The organism is Acinetobacter sp. WC-743, from assembly GCF_000335555.1.
Lineage (GTDB): Bacteria > Pseudomonadota > Gammaproteobacteria > Pseudomonadales > Moraxellaceae > Acinetobacter > Acinetobacter bereziniae.
This window is the reverse complement of sequence record NZ_AMFQ01000043.1, coordinates 29,248-49,617: the sequence shown is the minus strand read 5'-3', so window position 1 is coordinate 49,617 and position 20,370 is coordinate 29,248. Positions and strand designations below refer to the sequence as shown.

At 36.2% G+C, this 20,370-nt stretch carries 17 protein-coding genes and 1 riboswitch; of the genes, 9 read left to right on the top strand and 8 right to left on the bottom strand.

All coding sequences use genetic code 11. The annotated features are described in order from the left end of the window. Positions 1-14: 14 nt before the first annotated feature. Together ACINWC743_RS06270 and ACINWC743_RS06265 are read left to right on the top strand one after the other, a co-directional pair. Positions 15-635, top strand: coding sequence for a 2OG-Fe(II) oxygenase (locus ACINWC743_RS06270; RefSeq protein ID WP_004830403.1), 621 nt, complete (start codon positions 15-17; stop codon positions 633-635). A gap of 104 nt (positions 636-739) precedes the next feature. Then, entirely contained in the window at positions 740-1,405 is a 666-nt protein-coding gene (locus tag ACINWC743_RS06265; protein WP_009584775.1) for an SOS response-associated peptidase, read from the top strand. 9 nt (positions 1,406-1,414) lie between these two features. Here the strand turns inward: ACINWC743_RS06265 and ACINWC743_RS06260 are convergent, their stop codons facing one another. Continuing rightward, complete coding sequence (locus ACINWC743_RS06260) at positions 1,415-1,879, bottom strand: MarR family winged helix-turn-helix transcriptional regulator (protein WP_004830405.1); 465 nt, start codon at positions 1,877-1,879, stop codon at positions 1,415-1,417. 952 nt (positions 1,880-2,831) lie between these two features. On the opposite strand from ACINWC743_RS06260, the gene ACINWC743_RS06255 reads away from it, so the two are divergent. Continuing rightward, complete coding sequence (locus tag ACINWC743_RS06255) at positions 2,832-4,373, top strand: TerC family protein (protein ID WP_009584804.1); 1,542 nt, start codon at positions 2,832-2,834, stop codon at positions 4,371-4,373. A gap of 117 nt (positions 4,374-4,490) precedes the next feature. Here ACINWC743_RS06255 and ACINWC743_RS06250 read toward each other — a convergent pair whose 3' ends face one another. Further along, positions 4,491-5,357, bottom strand: a complete 867-nt coding sequence (locus ACINWC743_RS06250) for an alpha/beta fold hydrolase (RefSeq protein WP_009584766.1) — start codon at positions 5,355-5,357, stop codon at positions 4,491-4,493. A gap of 121 nt (positions 5,358-5,478) precedes the next feature. Here ACINWC743_RS06250 and ACINWC743_RS06245 point away from each other — a divergent pair, with 121 nt between their 5' ends. Continuing rightward, positions 5,479-5,937 (top strand): hypothetical protein, encoded by a 459-nt coding sequence (locus ACINWC743_RS06245; protein ID WP_005032019.1) that lies wholly within the window; start codon positions 5,479-5,481, stop codon positions 5,935-5,937. A 41-nt stretch (positions 5,938-5,978) separates the two neighbouring features. On the opposite strand, the gene ACINWC743_RS06240 is transcribed toward ACINWC743_RS06245, so the two are convergent. Both ACINWC743_RS06240 and brnQ read right to left on the bottom strand, forming a co-directional pair. Beyond that, entirely contained in the window at positions 5,979-6,215 is a 237-nt protein-coding gene (locus tag ACINWC743_RS06240) for a hypothetical protein (RefSeq protein WP_004830410.1), read from the bottom strand. Between the two features lie 633 nt (positions 6,216-6,848). Next, complete coding sequence (gene brnQ / locus ACINWC743_RS06235; RefSeq protein WP_035300475.1) at positions 6,849-8,141, bottom strand: branched-chain amino acid transport system II carrier protein; 1,293 nt, start codon at positions 8,139-8,141, stop codon at positions 6,849-6,851. 337 nt (positions 8,142-8,478) lie between these two features. Here brnQ and map point away from each other — a divergent pair, with 337 nt between their 5' ends. After that, a complete protein-coding gene (gene map / locus ACINWC743_RS06230) occupies positions 8,479-9,273 on the top strand; it encodes a type I methionyl aminopeptidase (protein WP_009584770.1) in 795 nt (264 codons plus the stop codon). Positions 9,274-10,237: 964 nt separating this feature from the next. On the opposite strand, the gene ACINWC743_RS06220 is transcribed toward map, so the two are convergent. The 4 genes from ACINWC743_RS06220 to ACINWC743_RS06205 all read right to left on the bottom strand — a co-directional run bounded on the left by ACINWC743_RS06220 (position 10,238) and on the right by ACINWC743_RS06205 (position 14,505). Further along, positions 10,238-11,410, bottom strand: coding sequence for a benzoate/H(+) symporter BenE family transporter (locus tag ACINWC743_RS06220; RefSeq protein ID WP_009584789.1), 1,173 nt, complete (start codon positions 11,408-11,410; stop codon positions 10,238-10,240). Between the two features lie 362 nt (positions 11,411-11,772). Then, positions 11,773-12,426 (bottom strand): leucine efflux protein LeuE, encoded by a 654-nt coding sequence (gene leuE, locus ACINWC743_RS06215; protein WP_004830415.1) that lies wholly within the window; start codon positions 12,424-12,426, stop codon positions 11,773-11,775. 116 nt (positions 12,427-12,542) lie between these two features. Further along, positions 12,543-13,526, bottom strand: a complete 984-nt coding sequence (gene tal / locus ACINWC743_RS06210) for a transaldolase (protein ID WP_009584807.1) — start codon at positions 13,524-13,526, stop codon at positions 12,543-12,545. Positions 13,527-13,614: 88 nt separating this feature from the next. Further along, positions 13,615-14,505 (bottom strand): LysR family transcriptional regulator, encoded by an 891-nt coding sequence (locus ACINWC743_RS06205; protein ID WP_004830417.1) that lies wholly within the window; start codon positions 14,503-14,505, stop codon positions 13,615-13,617. Between the two features lie 156 nt (positions 14,506-14,661). On the opposite strand from ACINWC743_RS06205, the gene aceI reads away from it, so the two are divergent. The 4 genes from aceI (at position 14,662) to ACINWC743_RS06180 (ending at position 20,369) form a co-directional block, all read left to right on the top strand. Continuing rightward, positions 14,662-15,087, top strand: coding sequence for a chlorhexidine efflux PACE transporter AceI (gene aceI, locus ACINWC743_RS06200; RefSeq protein ID WP_004830418.1), 426 nt, complete (start codon positions 14,662-14,664; stop codon positions 15,085-15,087). A 241-nt stretch (positions 15,088-15,328) separates the two neighbouring features. Beyond that, positions 15,329-17,398, top strand: a complete 2,070-nt coding sequence (locus tag ACINWC743_RS06195) for a hypothetical protein (RefSeq protein ID WP_009584782.1) — start codon at positions 15,329-15,331, stop codon at positions 17,396-17,398. A 111-nt stretch (positions 17,399-17,509) separates the two neighbouring features. Continuing rightward, the gene (locus ACINWC743_RS06190; protein WP_004830420.1) at positions 17,510-19,225 is read left to right on the top strand and encodes an AAA family ATPase; all 1,716 of its coding nucleotides are present in this window, start codon (positions 17,510-17,512) and stop codon (positions 19,223-19,225) included. 345 nt (positions 19,226-19,570) lie between these two features. Continuing rightward, positions 19,571-19,715: riboswitch (yybP-ykoY riboswitch) on the top strand. 72 nt (positions 19,716-19,787) lie between these two features. Then, on the top strand, positions 19,788-20,369 hold the full coding sequence (locus tag ACINWC743_RS06180) for a TMEM165/GDT1 family protein (protein WP_171064873.1): 582 nt from the start codon (positions 19,788-19,790) through the stop codon (positions 20,367-20,369). The last annotated feature ends 1 nt before the right edge of the window (position 20,370 follow it).

Sequence of the window (20,370 nt, the reverse complement as noted above, 5' to 3'; positions counted from 1 at the left end):
ATGTTGAATTATAAATGACATCAATTCTGAAATTAGATGCGCTGAAAAATGCTGAAGTCGTCACGACACCTTATCCGTTTTTTGTGGTTGAAAATGCGTTGGCAGACAGTGAAGTTCAAGCAGTGATCAAAGACTTCCCAAAAATTGAACAGGGTGGAAGTTTTAATATTGAAGATGTGGAAATTAAACCTAATTTTGATCGTTTTTTAAAATCTTTAGATACACCAGAGTTTCGCCAAATTCTGACAGATAAATTTGATGTTAATGTGATGGAACATCCGATGATGATCACTTTGCGTGGTTACTCTCGGCAAAAAGATGGTCGTATTCACAGTGATTCTAAAAGTAAACTATTGACTATTCTGATTTATCTAAATGAATCATGGGATGCACCGAATGGTCGTTTACGTATTCTAAATGACGACAAAGATATCAATAACTATGTTGCTGAGATTGGCGCTGGTCCGGGCTCTTTGGTTGCATTTAAAGTTACTGATAATGGTTGGCATGGCTATATTCCTTATGAAGGGCAACGCCAATCGATTCAAATTAACTTTTTGACCAGTGAAAAAGCCAATGCTAAACATAAGTTTTTCCATGGTTTAAGTGCGAAAGTTAAAAAAATCTTTGGATAGGCTATTTTAGACGGACTTTGGTTAATTCTGAATCCCAGGAGTATTGAGTTAGATCACATTCATAGAATCAAGAGAATGAATGTGATCAACCCATTATCATTTTTATGTGCGCTAATTTTAAACCGATCACAGCCACACAAGTAAAACAACTTGGCTTACCTGCTATTCCTTTTACATATCAACCAGAAGTATTTCCTAGTTTTGAAATGCCATTACTTTTTAACGCTCAAAAAAGTCTTGAGTGGCGTTTGGTCAATTTTGGTTTAATTCCAAAATGGGCTGAAGATAAAGAGGCGGGGAAGCATACTTATAATGCGCGTAATGAAACCTTGATAGAAAAACGTAGTTTTACAGAAGCATTGAGTAAATGCCAATTCGGGATTATTCCCGTTACTGAGTTTTACGAGTCTAAATATGTCAATGGAAAGCCACAGCGATGGGGTGTTAGACGGAAGGATGGTCAGGCATTTTATATTGCAGCATTATACGAAATTGCACGGTTAAAAAATGGTGAAGTAATTCGGTCAGCAACTATGATTAGCATGGATGCTCATTTTCATCCCATGATGAGAGAGTTTCATGAGCCAAGAACAGATAAGCGTTCTGTTGTTGTGATTCCACATCATCGCTTGGATGCATGGCTGAACTTGAAACAGCCTGATATTTCGAGTTTTATAGAGGGATTTCCTGTGGAGGAGTTTGAATGCTTTTATTGTCCTAAACAACGTAATGACATCAACTCTCCACAGTTAAGTATATTTGATGAATAATTTTCAACATCAATGTGCAAGATTTTTAAAAATAATTTTTAAATTCTCTATGGTTTTTTCAATTTGAAGTGGGGTAAGTCCTTCAAAGGATTGTTCTAAAATTACACCCATTAAGTCATTGATTTTTTGGGTTATTTGTTTCCCTTCTTCAGTTAAACAGACGCGTGTAATCCGTTTATCTTTTTTGCAAGAATACGTGTCTACCAACCCTTCTTCTTTTAAACGGTAGACAATTTTTGTGGTTGTCGACATTTTAGAGACAATCATTTCGGAAAGCTCAGATACACTGGCATCAGGTTTGGCTTCTAAGGAAACCAATAAACGACGCCGTGAATTATCAACTCCATACTTTTTGAGCACTTGATCTAAGTTTAAGACGTACTGAGCATGGACTTGTGTAACCCAATAATAAGGAAAATTTTCAATATTAAAATTTTCCGCAGAAGGCAGAAATTTTGAATATTTCTTAGTCATCTGAATGTCCCTGTTTTTTTGTAATTATTGCCATATGTTAAGCACTAATAATATTTTATTTCGAATATCTGAATCAATATGTGCGTCACACTTAATGCCAAAAAACTAGAAAAATCGACGAAAAATAGATCCATCTAGAAAATTAACTTAAGTTAAACTATTCCAAAAATACATTAAAATGCAGTTTTTATATGAATAGGTGACAACTTCATATAGCGGAAAATAGTTGCTTCTTCATGCAATTGCTTGATTACCAGTTTCATGTTTTACAGTCTTTATAGTGCATTATAATTTTTTTAAAAAAACTGAATTGATTAGTTACTCTTAAAAAAATCATACTATAATCGACAGTGAACCCCTTTGATTATTGCTAATCAAAATGAAAGATGGTTTAGCCATTGTTTGAAAAACAATCATGAAGAACTTTGTTCAACGTTTGATTTCCATGATTCAAGCCATAAATTTCAACAATGTTTTGCAACAAAATAGGTTTATTTGTTAAACAAATTAACATCAATTGTTATTATATCTGAAAAATAAAAAAAACCAAGTTGGCTTTATGAAAAATATTGTCGATTGTAGCTAATGAATTTCACAATTTTTTTATATAAATGCATAATATATCAATTTTTAATTTAAAAAAATCAATAAAATCAACAGGTGAAAAATAATTAAAATTTATCGAAATCTTCGACTATTTTCTAAAGTTATTGAATCTCTTATTGGCAACAGCGCGAAAGCTTGATAATCAGATGTAGCTTTGAAAAAATCGATAATACTTAAAGATTAAATAAATGTAAAAATTTCATGAAAAATAATTACAAGTCGTCGATATTGTGCATAATTAAAGTAATTTAGTTGAAAAGGTATCATTCATGGATCCGTCGCCGTGTAGGTTAAGCCTATTTTTCTCCAATTTATATACTTATAAAAATAAGCGGGAGATCTAATAATGGAATTTTTATTAGACCCTGGAATTTGGGTTGGACTTTTAACCCTTATCGTTTTAGAAATTGTACTGGGTATCGATAACCTGGTATTCATTGCCATTCTTGCAGATAAACTTCCTCCAGAACAACGAGATAAAGCACGTGTCATCGGTCTTTCTTTGGCGTTGATCATGCGTTTAGGTTTATTGACGATTATTTCTTGGTTAGTCACTTTAACTAAACCTTTAATTGCATTTGGGGGACTATCCTTTTCAGGACGAGACTTAATTTTATTATTTGGAGGATTGTTCCTCGTTTATAAAGCTGTCACTGAATTACACGAAAAAATGGAAGGGAAGCCTGAAGTCAAAAGTTCAGGAGCAGCTGTATATGCCAGCTTCTGGGCTGTTGTTGCGCAAATCATTGTTTTAGATGCCGTATTTTCACTAGACTCGGTGATTACTGCGATTGGTATGGTGGATAATATTTATGTGATGATGGCGGCAGTTACGATTGCTGTAATTGTAATGTTAATTGCATCTAAGCCATTGACCACATTCGTAAATAAGCACCCTACAGTGGTGATTCTATGTCTAAGCTTCTTATTGTTGATTGGGGTTAGCTTGATTGCGGAAGGTTTTGGTTTCCATATTCCGAAAGGCTATATCTACTCAGGTATTGGCGTTGCGATTTTAATCGAAGCATTTAATCAATTCTCAAGCCGTAATGCTGAAAAACATCAAGCTAAAACGCCATTGCGCCATCGTACTGCGGATTCAATTCTAAAATTGATGGGCAGTAAGTTAGATGCTGATTTATTGCAAAGCCCTGAAGCTTTAGCAGCACAAAAAGCGTTTGGTGATGAAGAACGTTATATGGTCGGTGGCGTACTTACCCTTGCGGAACGTTCTGTAGCATCGATTATGACACCAAGAACTCAGATCTCATGGATTAACCTAGAAGATGATGCAGAGAGCATACGTCAACAAATTTTAGCTGTACCGCATAGTTTATTCCCTGTCTGTCGTGGGCAATTAGACAAAGTGGTTACGGTTGTTCGTGCTAAAGAGTTAATTGATGTATTGGACGAGCCAGAACAGCTTCAAGCTTTATTGAAACGTAATCGTCCCATCTTTATTTTTGAGAAAATGAAGGTCATTGATGCAATTCATACACTAAGAACTTCCAAAGGTTCATTGGTTTTGGTGAGTAATGAGTTTGGAAATATTCAAGGTTTGATTTCTCCGCTTGATGTGTTTGAAGCCATTGCAGGTGAGTTTCCAGATGCAGATGAACAGTTGGAGCTGATTAAAGTGGATGAAAGTACTTGGAAGGCATCAGGTATGCTCGATTTGTATCAACTTGAATTGGAGTTGGGAATGCTTGACCTTGTTCAAGAGGATTCTGGCTACTTTAGCGTCGCTGGATTAATTCTCGATAAAACGCAAGGCGATGTGCATTTGGGTACACAAATAGAGCATGAAGGGATTGGGTTTGAAGTGATTGAAATGGATGAGAATCGAATCAAAACGGTAAAAATTACTCGTCCAGAGCAGTTTTCATAATCATTGTTTGTAAAGTGATTTAAATCATTCATCCTCGATAAAAATGCCTCAGCCCTGAGGCATTTTTTTTGAATAAAAAGAGCACTTAAACAGGATTACGTATTTAAGTGCTGAAAACTAAAGTTTTGGATTAAATATTTTTTGGGTCATGATTGGCCAGAGATTTTGATGGCTTTTCTTAAACATTAACATATGCCCAATCACTTTATGACCATGTTGTTGTGGGCTCAGCTCGATCATATCAGTTGTGGCTCTAGGGTAAAGACGAAGCAGGTCTTTTACATTAGCGGAAGTTGCAATCTCATCATCTGAAGACCAATAAGAGGTGATAGGGCACTCGATCTCATGATGATAATCTTCAAATACGGTTTTACCTACAGCATTTATTACATAACCAGGTTGGCTACAGAATTCAGCCCATTGCTGTGCTACTTTTTGCGGTAGATTCTCTCCCATGCCGAGCATTTTAGTTGCACCATAGCCTTTGATGCGATTGGAAATTGGGAAGACTAAATTAAACATGACAGGTGCTAAGCGTTTAGTGCGACCTTTAAGTCCTTTTACGTGACCAGTAGAGCCAGATATCGAAATAACTTGTGCGACTTTCTTATAATTTGGAACAATACCGAGTAACTGACCCCCTGCACTATGACCAATGAGAGTCAGTTGATTCTTTCCTGTCTTGTTTAAAAGTGACTCAATGGCAGCCGGAATGTCGAGCTGTCCCCAATCTTGAATACTTGCTTTGGATTGAGATAATGGTCCATGTAATGAGTCTCCAATACCACGGAAATCAAAGACCATCACATCTAGACCTTGTTGAGTAAGCCATTCGATAAAATGATGATAAAAGCCCTGAGTAATTCCTGTAGCAGGGCAAACCAGTACAGGTAAGTGCTGAGTTGATTGTTTTGCCGGATAAAAACGTGCACTTAAGCTATAGCTATCTGCGCAGCTTATGGTTAAATTTTCATATATTGTCATAGTACAATCCAAAGCTGTTCAATTTAAAACTACTTTACACAAGTTCTAAAAAGAAACTTGTTTGAAAGATGACTCTTAAGTCAGATCTAAATGTGATAAGGAAAAATAGGAACTTTATCAAATGGATTTAATCACTTTAAACTTATCGGTAAAACTGGCACTTATTTTTAGTGGGGTTTATTTGTGGGTAGGGATGCTCACAGGTGTCTGGAAGTACGTCCAGATCAGTCGTTCAGAACTTGCCAGAGCACACTACTATGTCGATATAGCACATCGAAGTAGCTTGCTTTACGCGCCTGCTAGCTTGATTTTAGCTGTGATGGCGTATTGTTCGAGTTTTCAGGAAATAATTAATTTACTCTGTGTGATCGTAAATTTAGTTTTTTTTAGTTTTTCTATTGCAAGTTATGTTTTACATGGTTGGCTCAAAGATACGACCAACCAATTTAAGCAACCTCATCAATTAGGTGCTGTACATTTACCGAAAATTTTACTTCGTTTAGCGATGATTTTATTGGTGATTGGAGAGATTTTTGCGACAGGAATCTTGCTTTTAGGGATGATTAAAGGATTATTATAATTTTTTATTATTGATGAAGATGGATGCTTGGCATCCATCTTTCATTCAGTGATTTTTGCGAGTTTTCGCGATTTATGATCTACAACGTCCCAAATATAGAAAGCCGCAGATACCGCTAACGCATAAGCAAAATATTCAGGTTTTAAATTGCCTTGAATAAGTCCGTGGATGAGCAGGGTAGCCAAAAGGGCAATCGTTGTACTCAAATATGTGACTAATTTTGTGTTTGCCTTCAAAGAATTAATGAAGACTTGCTTGTTGAAATGTAATGATAACATCTCCATCCCTCCTGTCTGCTCGACAAAAACCTAATTGTTTTAGTCTGGATTGGTTTATTCAGTTGTACCATATCTAGTAATTATTTCAAGAGCAAATACTCTTATTATTTAAAATAATTATGACATATTTATTACAAACATGACTGATTTTATAAAAAATGAAAATATGAGTGATTTTTTTCTTAAATAGTGTATTTATTGTTGAAGAAGTGTGAAGTGGTTATCAAATTAAAATACAGCAACTTATAACAAGTGCAAGAGAATTTTGACTAAAGTCGATGAAAGTTATGCAATATTTATGCAAATTTTATAATAAATTATGATCAATGATGAAAAATTATATTTGATTGCAGCAAATTGTAAGTTAATATTTTTTATGGTTAAACTTTAATCAGTTGATTGCTGTGTATATTCAAGGAATGTTCTTGTCATCTAAAGAATAAAAATGATCGACAAAACTGAGAATGCAAAAGTAATTTTTATCAGTGTGTGATTAATCACATGCAATACATTGAATTTTTTTAAGTTGTGTCGCAAACAATAACAGTCTGTTGGGTAAACATGACAATTATTGATCACAGTTAAAATTAGATTTGGGTAAAATCAAATTTTAAGGACGATGGCTAAGACGCTTTATTTCTTAACTTTATCGATAACGACACAAATAATTAAAACAATCAATGATGGAATAAGCCAAGCAAGGTTTTGTTCATTTAACGGTAAGTTTTGGATCAATAGCGGTAAACTATCTTTAAATTCCGTTACTTTAATACCTTCAATAATTCCAAATAAGAATGCAATGCCAGTTACTGGTGCAACCACTGTTGCTGGATTATTAAATTTGCTCCAAAAGAAACTCAATAGAATAACGACAATAGCGGGCGGGTAAATCGCACTGAGAACTGGTACAGAAAATGCAATCAATTTAGTCAAACCTAAATTTGAAATGACCAAAGAGAATAAAACCAGAATGATCACTAAAACTTTGTAAGGAATCTTAGTCAACTCAGAGAAATATTCAGCACATGCACATGTTAGGCCGATCGCTGTGACCATACATGCGATAAAAATCAAAGCAGTAAGAAATAATGAGCCAAGATCACCAAAAGCGTGCTGAACATAAGCATGCAAAATCACGGCGCCATTTGCTGCATTTGGTGCTGCATCATGGCTACCTAAACCTAGCTTAAATAAGCTGATATAAACCAGTGTTAAGCCTACGCCAGAAATTAAACTTGCAATGATTGCATATTTAGTTACCAGTTTTTTGTCGGTGACACCACGAGAATGTATGGCATGGATAATCACGATACCGAACACTAATGCACCTAAAGTGTCCATGGTTAAATAACCATTTACAAAGCCTTCAGAAACAGGGCTAGTTGCATAATTATTGATGGCAGGAGAGATTGAACCAGTCGGGATGATAAAGGCTGCAATACCAAGAATGGCAAGTGCAATAATTTTAAGAGGTGCAAGAATATGACCTACGGTATCCAACAGTTTGTTTGGATAAAGAGACACTAAAGTAACAAAGGCAAAGTAGATCACACTATAAATAAATAGCGGAGTGCCACCTGTACCAAAGTAAGATGAAAAACCGATTTCATACGAAACTGTAGCAGTACGTGGTGTAGCAAAAAGTGGACCGACTGATAAGTAACACACTACAGTCAAGATTAAACTTGCAACTTTGCCTAAAGGTGAACTTAAAATTGCAATCGAACCTTCAGTTTTTGAAAGCGCCATAATGGTGATGACAGGTAAGCCTACAGCGGTGATTAGAAAACCCAATGCTGCTAGCCATACATGTTCACCCGCTTGTTGAGCGACAATGGGTGGAAAGATAATATTGCCTGCCCCAATAAATAAGGCAAAAGTCATGAACCCTAGAGCAATAATATCCTTGGTACGGAGATTAGTCATAAAGTGTGGTTAAAAACGCAAAACAGCGATTTTAGTGGAAATGCGAGATTTTTTGTATTTTATTTTATGGGTAATATTCCTGTTTTTTATAAATTTTAACCAATTAACCATATGAGTTATATTTATGTGGATGATTCAGCGCTTAATTTGGTTAAATTTGTACAAGCCAATTTTAAAGAAAATTTTATAGGATTAAAAAACGCAAATTCGTAGTTTAAAGCTTATTTTTATAATTATGCATACCAATCGACATTTTTAACTCTCATCATCAACAAGAAAAAGCCCTAAAGCAATCGAAAAAGCATATAATATCGGTTCACTTTTGCGGACAGATCCAATGAAAGCTTCAACAGTCACCATCAAAACTGAACAAGACCTTGAAAAACTCAGAGTGTCAGGGCGTTTAGCTGCCGAAGTTTTAGCAATGATTGGTGCATATGTTAAGCCAGGGGTAACGACTGAATATTTGGATGACATCTGTAATGATTATATTGTGAATACACTCAAAGTTATTCCAGCCAATGTCGGGTATTATGGTTATACAAAAACTACCTGTATCTCTCCCAATGAAGTGGTATGTCATGGTATTCCATCTAAAAATACTGTTTTGAATGATGGTGATATTATTAATATTGATGTAGCAATCATTAAAGATGGTTATTTTGGTGATACCAGTCGTATGTATTATGTGGGTACTGTAAAGCCTGAATCTAAAAAATTAGTAGAAACTACATATGAGGCAATGGTTGCAGGTATTCATGCTGTAAAACCCGGTGCAACACTTGGAGACATTGGGCATGCCATCCAAAGTGTAGGTCAACGTGAAGGCTATAGTATCGTTCGTGAATATTGTGGTCACGGCATTGGTAAAATTTATCATGAACAGCCCAATGTATTGCACTATGGAAAACCAGGACAGGGGCTAGTGCTTAAACAAGGCATGGTATTTACCATTGAACCCATGATTAATGCGGGTAAAGCCAGTGTCAAAGAATTAAAAGATGGTTGGACTGTTGTGACAGCAGATAAATCTTTATCTGCACAGTGGGAACATATGGTTGCTGTGACAGAAACAGGGTTTGAGCTGTTAACACCTTGGCCTGAAGGTACAGGTAACTATCCAGAAATCTAATACTTTAGTCTCAAGTTTGGAAAGTTTGATGATTGTTATATATTTTTATGCTTAAAAAGCGTGATGTGTTAAGTGTTAATTTTTTATAATTGTGAACAGTTTAATTTTATTTTGTAAGAAAAACTATTCACTAAGTTTTTTTAAATATTGGTTTGAGTAATTATTCATCACTATAATCTGCACCAGATTCTTTTTTGAAGTTTCTATTGTTGTTTCAAGTTTCGAGCTTATCCATCCTAGGGTAAGCTTTTTTTTAGCTAAAATTCCCTTTCTTTGTATTGGTGTTTTTACAGTCAATATGCTAAAAAAAACATGCATAAATATAATTTTTAGATCAATAAATCAATGTGATGAGTCTATTGTTTGATAATATAAAACTTGTAATGCCATACTTTAGATCTAAAGTTTAAATCGATTTGCGTATACGGTGCTTCACATTACATAACCCATTTTTTGTTGAACATTATTCTTGCGCTGTAAACAAAGCAGTGTTTTGTTTTTACTCATATACCTTTGCTCAATATGATTAGTTACTGACGTTACGCACTTGATTTAAATTAAGTAGGTGAAAAAGAAAAAGCTAAATTTACACGACGGAGTCTTACATCCAAAGTTTAAATTTATGGAATAGCCTTCGGCTCGAGGTACTTTTGTTTTGGCATGAGGAGCGAAGCTCCGCAAGGGAAACCATCTTGCGCAGCGGTATCGCTGCTCACCGCAGAACTCGTTCATTATCGTCAAAATATTCAAAGTTTCGCAGAAACTTTACTTATTAGAAGTAGTCCTGCCTCAAGCAATTGCGGATGACGTTTTCGCGTATCCACTTCTTCTAGCTCCAAAATTTAATTTTAGAGTTACTGCGTAACATCAGTTAGTTATTGTTTTGAACAGTAGAGGTGTGAATACATTTATTCAGTTAAATTTTAGATAAGGTAAGTCAAGCAACTCACCTTATCGGGTTTGATTATTTTCTGATTCTAAAATTTAAGATAAACGAAACGGCAAAACCAAATAAAAGTCCCCAAAAAGCAGAACCTATACCGAAAAATTGTATTCCTGAGGCACTAAAGAGAAAGGTCAGTAATGCAGCTTCTCGGTCTTTAACTTCATGGAATGCAATCGCAATGTTGTGGCTGATCGTACCAAATAGAGCAATACCTGCTAAAGCAACGATAAATAAGTGCGGGAACGACATCAACAAGCTGGTTAAGGTTGCAGCAAACAAGCCCATTAAAATATAGAAAAATCCACAACTCATACCAGCAATATATCGTTTAGATGGATCAGGATGCACTTGATCATCTAGGCTTACTGCGGCACTGATTGCAGCAATATTCACGGTATAGCAGCCAAAAGGTGAAAGTAATGTTTGAGCGGTTCCAGTCCAACCTATTAACTGATTGACATGCGGTTGATAGCCATAACTTTTAATCATCGCTATCCCAGGTAAGTATTGAGATGCCATATTGATCACAAATAGTGGTAGCGCTAGCCCTAAAATTGCTGACCATGTAAATTCAGGCATCATCCATACAGGTTTTGCTAATCCCCAGTGAAGCGTTGGAACATGAAACTCCATAAAGAAGGGGCAGATGATAATCCCTGCAATCACAGTGATGACAATGCAATAACGAGCCCATAAGCGCTTTGTAATCACATATACTGCCAATAAACTGAGGATAAAAGCCCAGTCATTTTGCATGCTGGCAAATAAGGCAATTCCAAATTTTAGCAATACTCCAGCCAACATCGCACTGGTCAGACTTTGTGGAATATAATTGATGATTTTTTCAAAAATACCTGAAAATCCAAGTACAGCTGTAAGCAAACCTGATACTAAAAAAGCGCCAATTGCTTCATAAAGTGAATAACCACTTGCTGTTGCTATGATTAATGCGAGTGCAGCAGTAGACCATGAGGTTGCAACAGGATATTTAAATTTCCAAGACAGAATTAAACCTGAGAGACCAATACCTAGACCTAATGCCCAAAACCAAGAGGTAATTTGTTCTGGATTCGCGCCAAGTAATTGTGCAGCTTGGATCACTAAAACAGCTGAAACACTGATACCGATAAGGAAAGTAATAAAGCCTGCAAATACGGCAGGTACTGAGAAGTCTTGGAGAAGCTTTTGCATGATCCCTTGCTTTTAAATTTGATTGAATGGTTGAAAATGCATCCATCATACATGGATCATTTTAAAGCTGACAGCGTTAATTAGAATTTAATATCAAAAGCAAATAGAAAAATTGAATTTATTATCATTGCTGGATAATTCAAGCTTTTTATGATCAAGCAAATCTACACATTAACATTACTTGATCCTGACTTAGGCGATGCTTCACTTTGCTTAACTACTTTTTTTGTTTAACCCCATTATTGCATTATAAACAAAGTAATGCTCAATTTTAACCTTCAAAGCAAGCCATTTATAAAATGTGTATAGACCCAATGTGTAAGACGCTTTAAATTTAAGCGTACCTAACACATTATATGCTTTTACATGGTTGAAACTGCGAGCTTTATACCGAAGGCGCAAAACAATAGACCGACCGCTGCAACACATCCTGCCGCAACTTTATAGCGGGTGTTAAAGAAGGTTGCGAGTTTAACCCCAGAAAAAATTAAAATGGTTAAATAACTCATGCTAATGATTTGTAGAATCACAGAAAGAGCAGCAAAACTTAGCGCTGGGTAAGGATAATCTGGGTCAACAAATTGCACAAAAAAAGACAAATAAAATAAAATCGCTTTCGGATTTAACAAGCTGATCGTCAATGCTGTGCGAAAAGGATGAAATTGTTCAGTCGTGGTTGATGAGAGAGCATCTGATTGAATCGTTTGTGGTGTGCTACGCCAAGTTTTAACACTGGCAATTAATAATCGAATTCCTAGATAGGATAAATAAGTCGCGCCCACAACTTTAAGAATTACAAATAACCAAGGAAAGGCATGTAATAAGGATGCAGCACCCAATACGGTACAAAGGATCAGGATTAAATCACCAGTAAAAACACCAAACGCGCCGATATAGCCTATTTTAATCCCAAATCTTGACGCAATGGACATCACATAGAGCGAGTTTGGACCCGGGAGAATGACGATAAAAATTGTCCCTAATATATATGTCACGACATCCGTAATACCAAACACAATATTCTCACAGTTTAAGAAAAGCGAATAAAAAAAGCCGAGTGCTTATGATAACAAACTCGGCTTTAGAATGTGAGCAATTTTAGTGCATTTTAAACACTGTCAATGATTGAAACTCAATCAATAAAATCAGCTTCAAGCCCAAAGGATTGGCGTAACAATAAAGCCAATTGTTCACGGGCTTTAATAAAGCCATCAATTCCACTTTGTAATAATTGGAATGCCATCAAGTCTGATTCGAGTTGCTGTTTAAATTCAGCTTTAGAAATTTCTTGATGTGGTTGATCTTGATGTGATTGTTCATGGTTCAACTGAGCGCTTACTGTACGTTGATCATTTTCCAGTTTTTCAAGCAGTGCAGGAGCAACAGTCAGTAAATCACAACCAGCAAGTCCTAGAACTTGATCTACGCTACGGAAGCTTGCGCCCATAACTTCTGTTTTAATTTGGTTCTGTTTGTAGTAGTGATAAATCTGTTTGACAGAGCGTACACCCGGATCTTTCTCAATCGGGTAGCTGTCAACATTTTCAGCTTTTTTATACCAATCTAAAATACGCCCAACAAATGGAGAGATCAGCGTGACTTTAGCGTCAGCACATGCTTTGGCTTGATGTAAACCAAATAATAAAGTCAGGTTACAATGAATGCCTTCTGCTTCAAGTGCTTTAGCCGCCTGAATACCTTCCCAAGTAGATGCAATTTTAATCAAAATTCGATCTTGATTGATTCCGTAGCTTTGATACAGCGCCAATAGTTCTTTGGCTTTCGCAATTGTTTCTTCGGTATTGTAAGAAAGTGCCGCATCAACTTCCGTAGAAACTCGTCCTTCGACAAGATTTAAAATTTCTACACCGAGTTTTACCGTCAGAATATCAATGGTGCGTTCGACCAGTTCATCAAGTGCATAGCCTTCTTGTTTAGCTTGTGCATAAGCATCTTCAATCAAGGTGCGACTTTCAGGCTGTTGTGCGGCAGCTGTAATCAGTGAAGGGTTAGTCGTTGCATCTAGCGGGCGAAATTGTTGAATAGCGTTTAAATCACCTGTATCAGCAACAATAGTGGTTAAGCGTTTTAATTGGTCTAATGCAGATTGAGTCATTACCGGTTATTTCTTAGTTAAAATATTTGTGATTTAGTTATAACACAATGCCATTTCAGCAAAATAGGAAAATGTACTGAAAGACATATTATTTTGTATGAATTCTTTGATTTCGAATGTGATTAATCAAAAAACGAGCAGCTGAACCTAAATTACTCTCACGACTCCAAACCAAATCAACAAAATATTCAAATTTTGGTGTGAAATCGAGCAAATCAAGTATTTTTAACTTATGTTTGAGCTCTGGGTTTTCATTAAACATTTCTAAGGGAAGTACTCCCCAACCTAATTCCTTTAAGATCAGCGAACAAGCTGAGTGATGATTGTCTGTGCGCCAGTAATTTTTAGAATAGAGTAACTCGGGTTTAATCGTGCGATCTCGGCTGGCGACTACAATTTGTCTGGATTGCAATATTTGTTCAAAACTTACTTTTGAGTGGGCAGATAGAGGGTGATTGATTGCAGATACAGGCACTAAAGCTTCTTTTTTTAACTCAACAAATTGTTCGCGGCTTTCTAACATTTCACGTTCAAACATCAACGCCAATTGCGCTGTTTGATTCATAAGCATTTTAAGTGCATCTTCTTGTGGCGCAGAAAAAATGTTGATTTGTAAACTTGGAAACTGTTGAGCAAGCAATGCAATATATTCGGTCCAATCGGTATGTACCAACTCTGAAACCACCACAATATTCAGTGAGGATTCCAAACCTTCGCTGAGGGCAATTGCTTGTTGTTTCCATTGATTCATTTCAATTAGAAGTTGTTCGGTTTTTTCATATAGAAGCTGTGCCTGTGATGTTGGTATAGGTTCGCGTCCGACCCGTTTAAAAAGTTTAAGATTTAAATCAATTTCTAAGTTGGCGATCGACATGCTGACCGCAGATGGAACTTTTCCAAGCTGTCTTGAGGCAGCAGAAAAAGAACCCGTTTCCATGACTGTTTTAAAAATCATCAACTGTTCTTGATTGATATTCATATTGGACCGCCATTAGTAAATGAGATCATGTGAAAATGAAAGAAATATCGCAAACAGAATAAAGTTAATCTTTCAATAAAATTGAAAGAATCTGACTCGATTGATCAATATTATAAAAATATAATGCAACAGTCGAAACAAAAAGAGTAGTTTTAAATGATGATTTCCAAAAGAAGGATTATTCATGCATTGAGCTATGAAATCATCCTATTGGTGATCATAGCGATTGCATTAAGTTTTATTTTTGAAGTTCCAATGGAAGTTACAGGTGTATTGGGTGTGGCTATGGCTGTGACATCTGTAGTTTGGAATATGATTTTTAACCATTTCTTCGAGAAATTTGAGCATAAAAGAAAGCTTAAACGTACTATTGGCGTGCGTATCCTACATGCCATTGGTTTCGAGGGTGGCTTGATGTTGGCGACTATTCCAATGGTTGCTTATGCAATGGATATGACATTGTGGCAGGCGGTCCTATTGGACTTAGGGATGACCACATGTATTTTAATCTATACCTTTATTTTCCAATGGTGTTACGATTTGATCGAGGATCGTATGGGAATCAAACCAGTACATTCTTAATGAAACTGTAAACATTTAATTTGAAATTCTGTCAGAATTGCCACTGTTGCTTGAAAGGGTTCTGCTGTTCAAAATAGCAGAACCCTTTTCGTTTAAACCCACAATGTAAATCGTTTGTGAAATTCTCCACAGAGACTTAACAAACTTTTGCAAAAGATAATCTAATACGATTTGTTTTGTTAAATGGTTCGCATAGAATATTCAACTCGATAGAATTTTAAAGAGATGGATTAAGCAGATTATGGTGCAGACAGTTCAAGATCAGCTGCCAAACAGACACCAACTTGCTGCACAAGAATTAATTCAAGTTTCAGCAAGCTTAGAGCGTATTTATCTTGATCAGCTTCACTATTTAAAAGCGGTGAATGCAGATAACTTTTTCCAATTTGATCATGCACAGCACAAACTCGGTATAGCCAACCAATTATTGCAGATTAAATTTGATGAGACAGCAGGGCTGTCTTTTGAGTTTGATCAGGATAAGCTGGCACATTTATCTGAGTCACCGCATTATCCTAAGCGACTGATTCAATATGTGTCGCAAGAGGTATTTTTTTATACCAAATCTTATGATGAAATTCATCCCACTGATTTAAAAACCAAAGCACAAATTCTTCGTCAAACATTGATTGAGCAGATCTTTGATTGGATTGATGGTGAAAACAGAGTAGAGCAGTATTTGTATAATATCAATCAAGCAGATGCTGAGCAGATTGATCGAATTTTAATCCATTATAACTATTTTGATCATGCTTACATTTCTGATTTTGCTCAATATGGTAAAGCTATTCCGTTAAGTGTGGAAATTAATATTAAGCATTTATTGCTGATTAATTCTGTCTTGGGGCAAACGTTCTTATCTATCCAGCAATTTATTCCAAAATTCTATCAGGCTATTTTTGCATTAGACCAGTTTCTACCCAAACATTTTTTTCGGATTTTTAAAGTTTTTCACCCCGAGTCATTACGTTTGTGCGAGATTGAGCAATATTTTACAAGTTATCAATTATTGTCGAAACATGCACAAGAGTTTCCACAAATGCTGGCATATGCCAAGCATATGAAACGTGGTTTTTGGCAGTATCAGGACTTATTGAATAAACAACATTTTTTGCAGTCAGAGGATGAATATTGGGAGTTGGATCAACTTGTAAAATTGCCGATATTTGCTTTAAAACGTACTGTGAATTGGCTATATAAACAAAATGAACAGGTTAATGATTGGATTAGTCGGCATATTACAGATGTAAACGTTAGAGTGACAATCACGGTATTAAGCCTCATTGATACTTCAAAAATCTCTCCTGAAGTAATATTGGCTGTATTAAAATATTTTGAAAATAGTGCTGCACGGTTATTCTTAATAGAATGTCATTCATTTGCCATTACAAATGAATGGCAAAATCATCCCAAAAATAGCCGCTACCGCTTTATAGAATCGGTCAGTGAACATAAATCACAGCACAAGTTGATTTCAAATTCTTATTTATATATCGAAGAATGGTTGGATTTCGCTACATTGATCCTTGGTGATCAAGCCCAATCTTATAAGAAAATATTTGTCAAAATCAGTCGTGTTGTTCAGGCATTTATGTTGTTTGTTCAGCATATTGCCAATCAATTACCTGCGCCATTAATCAGATTCATCGATCCTCAGTTACAGCAACATCCTGATTTTTTTATTCAAATGCGCGAACATAATATTCAGGTAGATGATTTTCGTAAGAAGTTTAAACATATCAATACCGATCGAATGCCGCATTATAGTATTTATGACAGTTTTGTTCTGGACTATGTGATGCATTTATTTAATACGCATCATGAAATCGAACGTAATGTGACTTGGTCTGGTCTTTATCAACAAGCGAAGCGATGGCATTTGCACAATGATCTTGTTACGACAATGTCGAAACTCAAAGAAAAAATTACTGTGGATTCGTGGGATCGCATTGCGCCGATGCAAAAGATTTATTTTGAAGATTGGTGTTATGAGGAACTCAACAGTCTACAACGAATTACTCAAGAGTCAGTCGTTTTCAAACATTGTTTAGCTGTCTCCTACAGCACAAGAATAGTGGAGCGTGAATATGCAGCATTCCATATGTCAAATATAGCTGAACCCAATCAAGTCATGACTTTAGGTTGTTACTATAAATTAGGGCAGTTGAGCTTTGATCAACTTCGCTTGCCTAATAATCATATTCCAGATCAATCTTATATAAGCAAGGCACTGGCATTTATCGAAAATGTGAATCAACATTTAAAATGGAAAAGTAGTATTCAACCGAATGAAGAACTCGGTAACTTATAAACATCATCAACAGGGTCTATTCTTTTTTCTAAGCTATTTTGGGCTTAACTTTTTAATTAAAAATCGTTAGGCTATAGCCGTCCCATCCTGTTAAGGTAATTCAAGGCTGTTATGAAACAAGAAACTGCACTCAAACTCATGAAAGCGGGTGAAAATGTCTTTTTGACTGGCTCTGCTGGTGCAGGAAAAACCTATACGTTGAATCAATACATCAATTATTTAAAAGTCCGTAAAGTACCTGTCGCAATTACAGCCTCTACAGGGATTGCGGCGACGCATATGAATGGAATGACCATTCATACATGGGCTGGTATAGGTATTAAAGATACGCTTTCAGACGATGATTTGAAGCGGATGAAAGAGCGTAAATATCTCAAAGAGCATCTGGAAAATGCTCAAGTATTGATTATTGATGAAATTTCAATGTTACATGCCAAACAGTTAAATTTGGTCAATCAAGTTTTGAAATATTTTAAAGAATCTGATGATGCTTTTGGTGGAATTCAAGTGATTGCTGCCGGCGACTTTTTTCAGCTTCCGCCTGTAGGAAAAAATAATGAGCTGAATCGTGATAAATTTTGTTTTATGTCTAATGCATGGGTTGAGGCAAAATTTCGGGTCTGTTATTTGACTGAACAGCATCGTCAAGATGATTCTGCACTCAATGATATTCTCAATGCAATTCGTGCACAGAATATTCAGCCACAACATATTCAAGCCTTACAAAATACGCGTCATCAAGATATAGGTGAAACGTTCACCCGTTTATATACGCACAACATGGATGTGGATAGCATCAATTTTCAGCATTTAAATGCAATCGAGGGTGATGATCATCAATTCGTTGCAGTGACAGATGGGAACGAAAAGCTGATAGAAACATTAAAATCTTCAGTTCGTGCGCCTGAAGAACTGACATTAAAAAAACATGCCAAAGTCATGTTTGTTAAAAATAATTTTGACATGGGATATATCAACGGCAGTTTAGGTGAAGTGATTGGTTTTGAAGAAGATGATGAAATGGGGATGTTGCCCAAGGTGAAAATGACCGATGGAACAACTTTATTGGTCGCTCCTGAAACTTGGTCAGTGGACAATGAAGGCGGTAAAACGATTGCCAGTTTACAACAAGTTCCATTGCGTTTGGCGTGGGCAATTACTATTCATAAATCACAAGGCATGACCTTAGAAGCTGCTGAAATTAATTTGAGTCATACTTTTGAAAAAGGGCAAGGTTATGTTGCTTTGTCACGGTTAAAATCAATTGAGGGGCTTAGATTGCTTGGCTTCAACGATCAAGCATTAGAACTTGATAGTTTGGCAATCAAAGCAGATCGTCGTTTTCAAGAGCTTTCCAGTGAAGCTGAACAGCACTATGCGGAGGTTGACTTAACCCCCCAACATAATGCTTTTATTCGCCATTGTGGTGGGACATTGAATGCCACTGAAATAGAACGCAATGAAAAAAAATTGGCGCGTAATAACGGTAAAGCCAACTATGCTTCAGCCACATTGGACGAAACGCGTGAGTTGTTTGAAAGTGGCTACGAAATTCAAGATATTGCCATTGAGCGAGGTTTAACCCCAGCAACAATCATCAATCATTTGGCGAGACTGCATAAGGAACAAGGGCTTGATATTTCTGTTGCTAATCCGGGTGAAGAGGTGGTCGAGAAAATACGGACCATTTATAAAAAATTAATGAAACGGCAAGATCCAAGTCATTTTAATGATGATGGTGCGATAAAATTACGCCCAATCGTAGAGTTGACCAGCCCTAAAATGGGATATGACCAAGTGCGTTTAGCCCTACTATTTGTCGAATAAAAATCCTTCTAATGATGGAAGTATGAATAAGGTTGAGAAAAATTACTCAATTCGTATATTGCAATATTCCCAGAATATAAGCATATGAAGGATGATAATCTCAGCTTTCAGTTGTGCTCATTTTATCATGCGCGAACATGAATAGATTGAAGTGTTTCTTTTGAACAATTTGATGATGATGAAAATTTAGAATTGATCATCAACTCAATCGTTGCATCTTAGATGCTATAAGTTGCACAGATCGAGTAAAAACCTACTATTGCAGGCTCGCAATGCTAGATCAAATGGGAAACTTTGATATCGCAAAATTATGTTTGAAAATTGCTCAAGTATTCTTCACGATAGCTAAACTTCATTGGGGAGTAGCCGCTTTTTACTTCGGGGAAAAAGGTGATGGTCAACATAATTGCTCAAATGGGCATGGTCATCATAGCAAAGAACCAAAAGATCTTTTTAATCATAATTTCTTTTTGTTGGCAAGACCTTTGATTTGTTACTCTGCTTTGGCTAGCTAGAGTTATAAATCATTGGGAATTATTGCTAGCCAGAGAAAAGTATTATGATGTCTGCTTTCCTTATCTCTCTTGCTGTTGTTGCCTTATCTGAAATGGGTGACAAAACTCAACTTTTAGCTCTGCTTCTGTCTGCACGATTTCGAAAACCCATTCCCATTCTATTGGCGATTTTTTTAGCCACACTTGTCAATCATGGTGTTTCAGCCATATTGGGTCAGTGGATCACCACGGTATTGAGTCCAACTGTACTGTTATGGATTGTTTCATTAGGATTTATTGGGATGGCGATATGGATGCTTATTCCTGATGAGTTGGGGGATGAATTCGAAAGTATCAATAAATGGCAAAAATATGGTGTATTTGGTGCAACATTTCTGCTGTTCTTTTTGGCAGAAATTGGGGATAAAACCCAAATTGCAACAGTTGCTTTAGCTGCTCGTTTTGACAGTATCGGCTGGGTGACAGTAGGGACTACTTTGGGAATTATGTTGGTGAATGCTCCAGCAGTATTTATTGGCAACAAACTTGCAGAAAAACTTCCAATTTCATTGATTCATAAAATTGGTGCACTGGTATTCTTAACGATTGGTGTTGCTGCTCTCGTTCAACATTATTTTTTCAAAGTTTGAA